This window comes from Cupriavidus phytohabitans (assembly GCF_000426345.1).
In the GTDB taxonomy this organism is placed as follows: domain Bacteria; phylum Pseudomonadota; class Gammaproteobacteria; order Burkholderiales; family Burkholderiaceae; genus Cupriavidus.
Genome location: NZ_AUFE01000179.1, coordinates 1 through 3,217, shown reverse-complemented (window position 1 = coordinate 3,217; position 3,217 = coordinate 1). Strand labels below are relative to the sequence as shown.

The following is a 3,217-nucleotide window of genomic DNA, read 5'->3' as shown; positions in this document are numbered from 1 at the left end:
TCCGTCCGCTGCCGAGCAGTTCTACTCCCTGGTGGCCTAACCGCAGCACCTTTCCGTCCCCCGCTCGCCCCTACCTCCTTATCGCGACGGAACCGGCGGACCAGGCTCGAATACTTCATGTCTACGACGACACAGGCACGCAGCTCGTGCTTTGCCACTGCATTAGCCGGTTCCGCTGGCATGTGCTCTGATGCCCTTCTGAAGGCACTGGGAGGATACTTATCTCATCCTCATTCCCTATGTATAGGCCAATTTGCTACTGCGCGTTTGCGCTGACTGTCTTAGCCGGCGTCCCTGCCTTAGTCGAAACCCAGACACTTTTGGTCTCGAGGAACTCGCTCACAGCTTCGATACCGTTCTCACGGCCAATACCGGATTGCTTCATGCCACCGAAAGGGAGGTTGAAGCTCGTCGCGCGATAGGTGTTAATCCACACTGTGCCGACCCTGAGCGCCTTTGATACACGAAGCGCCTTGGAGATATCAGCTGTCCATACTCCTGCGGCGAGCCCATAAATAACATCATTGGCGATCCTCACTGCGTCCGCTTCGTCATCGAAGCCCATGACCGAGAGCACGGGGCCGAACACCTCTTCTTGCGCGATGCGCATGTCGCTCTTTACGTCGACAAAAACCGTGGGCTGTACAAACTGCCCACCAGAGAGATCCCGTATAGCCTCGCCCCCTATTACACAGCGAGCGCCTTCTGACTTGGCGATGTCGATGTACCGCAAAACCTTTTTATACTGCTCCGGTGTTGCGAGAGGACCGAAGCTATTCTCCGGTGCGTTTGGATCACCGACTCGCGCCAATGCAACCATGCTGACAAGTTGATCGACGAAAAGGTCCTTGATGCTATTCTGCACCAGCAAGCGGGACCCTGCCACACACGCTTGACCGGTCGCTGCAAAGATCCCCGACACAGCTCCACTTACTGCCTGTGCGAAGTCGCAATCCTCGAACACAATATTGGGCGACTTACCACCTAATTCCATTGAAACCCGTTTCATAGACTTTGCAGCAGCGGCGTAGACCTTTGCCCCGGTGGCATCCGATCCAGTAAAACTCACCTTAGCGACGTCAGGGTGTTCCACCAACGCAGCCCCGGTCTCTGGACCAAATCCAGTGACAACGTTGAATACTCCCCTCGGGAAGCCGGCGTGCTGGGTTAACTCCATGAACTCCAGTGTGCTCGCCGAAGCAAATTCTGATGGCTTCAGGACCACGGTGCAGCCTGCTGCCAAGGCGGGCGCGCATTTCATCGCTACGAAAAGCAAAGGTGAGTTCCAGGCCGTCAAGGCAGCGACCACGCCAACTGGCTCGTGGGTGGTAAAAGCAAAGGCATCGGACCTGTCCAAAGGAACAACAGCGCCTTCTATCTTGTCAGCTAGGCCGCTGAAGTACCACCACCACTCCGACTGCGACCGAAGCTGGTTCAGCACCTCAGTCATCACCTTGCCATTGTCCCGTACCTCAGTTTCTGCCAGGCGCTGGGCGTTTTCAAGGACCAGATCACCGAGACGTCGCATTAGTTTTCCGCGCGCCGTGGCTGTCATCATCGCCCAAGGTCCCGCCTTCAGGGCACGCGAAGCTGCGGCTACCGCGATATCAACGTCTTCCTTTGTACCTCTAGGGATGCGTGCCCAAACCTCGCCGGTGTACGGGTTGACCGTATCGAACCACTCCAGTCTTACTGGATCGACGTAACGGCCGTCAATGAACAATTTATAGCGTTTCATTTGAATCTAAATTCCCCTTATCTAATGAGCATTTGGTCGGTATTGCATTTCATTCATTCGACAGCGCCTTGCTATGGTCCCCAGCACCGCAAGTGCGTCGACTCAATTCTTGCACTTGCTCGCATTCATGTGTCAAGCACATCACCCCGACGCGGAGGATCGGCATCCATTGTCGCTTATAACCTCGCTCCCATCTTTAATGGTTTTCTGGTCGGTCCCCGCACGAGCCTGTTAAACAATGCACCCCTGTCTGCAAAGGCTTTAGGAATCAACACCTCCAACGCCCGAACGGCTTGGCAAAGCTTGATCATGGAGCAATCGTAACCCTTTGAGGAAGCTACGTCAGTTCACGGTGTGATCCGAAGGGCCGTTCCAGTTTCCGACTCAGTCACAAAAAATTGACGGCGCCTCCGCCACCGCTGTCGGACAAAATGTGAGATTTGTCGTGGTCGCTCCAGTCTGGCTTACCAGAATCCGTTCCGGCTCTCCTTTGGTGCTAAGTACCGAAATGCAGCCTAAAGAGCCCTACAACCCTCCGCGCGTCCATAGTGAGGCCATCCAGCCCACTAGTGCCGCAGAAAAAAAAAGCCCCACCTTCGACACTTTCCCATCTGACACTACAGTGAATCCAGCCAAATGCTATTCCCGCGATTGGAGCCACGAGGCGGAGATGAGATAGCAAGATCGTTCAACCTTTGCATACCTGGGCATTCATTCCAATGCCAGGCATTGCTTTTCTTAACCTGATGCCTCTGGACTGGTACACAACGTGGTATGCACCGCGGCCAACGAGTCGGACGTGTCGCAGGCACATGCTTTCCTGCATGGCCACGAGGAGCATGCATTTGGCGGCGCGGGCTACACGGGCGTGGACAAGCGCGAGGAGATGAATGGCAAGACCGTGAAGTGGTAGATTGCCGTCAAACGCGCCAAGATCAAGTCGATGCGTAATGGAGTAGTCAAGGACCTGCTGATCGCCGTCGAACGAGCCAAAACCCAGATTTGAGCGCGGGTCGAGCATTCGTTCCATGTCGTCAAGAACTTGTTTGGACATCGCAAGGTTCGCTACCTGGGTCTGGTCAAGAACACGACGCAGTTGTTCAGCCTGTTTGGTCTGGCGAATCTGGTGTACGCCAGGAAACTGTTAGTGGCCTCAGAGGGAAGCAATCCGTCTTCAGCAAGAAAAGCCACGGCGTGTGCAACATCAACCGCAAACCTCATTGATCAGCGATTCCCTTCAAGATAGTTGCCCCACTTTTTCGTAGGTTGCTTTGCAACCTCGCTCCATAGCTTAGTTTCTTCGCTCATGAAGGTGAGCACGAAATTTGCTGGGTGCGTGTCGCTCGATAGATACCCTCTAGCCATAGCGCCACCACCTTCCTACCTAAGGAAACGCTGATTAAATCAGTGCGCGAGTCATCGCGGCATTGAGGAAGTGCGTTGTCATAGGCATCCCAAGATTCGCAGTCCGGTGATGAA

General features: G+C 54.6%; 1 protein-coding gene and 1 pseudogene. One reads left to right on the top strand and one right to left on the bottom strand.

Annotated elements, in window-relative coordinates; genetic code table 11:
• Positions 1-256: 256 nt before the first annotated feature.
• On the bottom strand, positions 257-1,738 hold the full coding sequence (locus K309_RS0134315) for an aldehyde dehydrogenase (protein ID WP_029050400.1): 1,482 nt from the start codon (positions 1,736-1,738) through the stop codon (positions 257-259).
• 751 nt (positions 1,739-2,489) lie between these two features.
• Here K309_RS0134315 and K309_RS38830 point away from each other — a divergent pair.
• A pseudogene (locus K309_RS38830) lies at positions 2,490-2,912 on the top strand (transposase); the annotation flags it as partial.
• Positions 2,913-3,217: the final 305 nt, after the last annotated feature.